Annotated in this window: 2 protein-coding genes; both read left to right on the top strand. The window is 40.8% G+C overall.

Annotated elements, in window-relative coordinates; genetic code table 11:
- A partial coding sequence (locus J7438_RS25405) for a hypothetical protein (protein ID WP_209278832.1) occupies nucleotides 1-217 on the top strand: 217 nt, incomplete at its 5' end.
- 654 nt (nucleotides 218-871) lie between these two features.
- The gene (locus J7438_RS25400) at nucleotides 872-1363 is read left to right on the top strand and encodes a hypothetical protein (protein WP_209278831.1); all 492 of its coding nucleotides are present in this window, start codon (nucleotides 872-874) and stop codon (nucleotides 1361-1363) included.
- Nucleotides 1364-1543: the final 180 nt, after the last annotated feature.

The following is a 1543-nucleotide window of genomic DNA, read 5'->3' as shown; positions in this document are numbered from 1 at the left end:
TAACTGCATTTGTGGCTTGATGGTTTGGCGCATGAGTGAGACAACAGCCTGTCAGTGGAAATCTTCAATGATTAAGTTGGGTCACAGACTGCTGTTTTCAAGGGCTGATGGGTTTTCGGACAAGCACCAAATAGCGGAAAAAAATAATATTTGGAAAAAATATCAAGCTATCATGCAGGGGATTGCTGTTCAATCAGGGGAAAGGTTTACTCAATAGCTGTTCAACCAAGGAGCAGGCCTCACCGACAGGTAAATAAACATCAGTGTATATCTGGCAAGGTAACAAATGATGCAACCAAACCCAATGCACTACCAACAATATCAGACAACTCAGGATCTATACCCGGCATTCCGGGGAGTTGTTCTAGAGCCGCAAATTCAACCCTATGGACAGGGCAGAATGAAAAGCATGTATGTTTATGCAATAACAGGCCAGTTATTTCTTGAGACAGCGCCACTTGAAAAACCATGGGCGGATCACTATGCAATATATTGTCAAGCCAGAGATGAGGCTAACTGAGCCGAACATGCCCCCATTCGGCAGGTTGAGCTGTCAGCAGAAAAGCATCCCTACCAGTGTAGTTTGTGTCAACGTAAATCAGCCAGTCTCAAAGGCCTCAAACTTCATTTACACCGCTACCACAATGAGCTGTCTTTTATAGAGCGCAGAGGCATAATACAAAGGGCATTGGGAGGCGGGTCAATGGCCATCACTGTGCTGGTTAACGCTTGAGAAAGTGAATGCTAACAATGAGAGTATCGATCCATTCCGGCTTCACTGACCTGATGTATGATTTCTGACTGTTTATCCGCACAAAATCAAAGCAGTAATCTAACTGCATCTCAAGCTGATAGGTTTGAGGAGCAGAACATGGATATTCTTGCCAATATTAACCAGGCAGAATGTAAAGCCAATTGTGGGTTTGTTGCTATGAGGGTCTTTCATTACCTGGAGAATAAAACATTTCAGCCCATTCTTTGTGATGAATTTACTGCACCAGCACCACTATCAACACTGACTGTCTATGGCAAACTTGATGACATCTACTTGGGAAAAAAAACACTGAAACTGGAGCTGTTTGAAGGAGAACATGATGATCTGATATTTTCATGTGAGCAGAAATTACTTGAGATGAAGCAAAATGAACACGCCATTGTCAGTTTTTCATATCAAGTGTCTGGTGAGGAAAAAGGGCATTTTTTCAATATTTACCGGAACAAGTCCACCTACAAAATCATTGACGCTATTAGCGCCATGGCCTTTGATAGATATGCCATTTGCAAGAATTTGAGTGAATACTTTCATATTAAACTACCTCGGGTTAGTGCTGATACATTGACAAAAATACAGCTTATACACTGACTGCACGGATTATATTGTATTGCATAAGCTCATTCTTAAAATGGCTGCATTTTACCAGCAATTCCCGACGAATAAACGACAATAATATTGTAAATTTAAATAATTAGCTTAAAAAAACGAGAACAAAAAAACCACAAACACTATATCGTGCTGATAATAAAGACCAATAAAAGCCCTGAA

This window comes from Thalassotalea sp. G20_0 (genome assembly GCF_017744175.1).
In the GTDB taxonomy this organism is placed as follows: Bacteria; Pseudomonadota; Gammaproteobacteria; order Pseudomonadales; family Endozoicomonadaceae; genus Endozoicomonas.
Note: the sequence above shows the minus strand (reverse complement) of the source record. Positions and strands in the feature narration are given on the sequence as shown.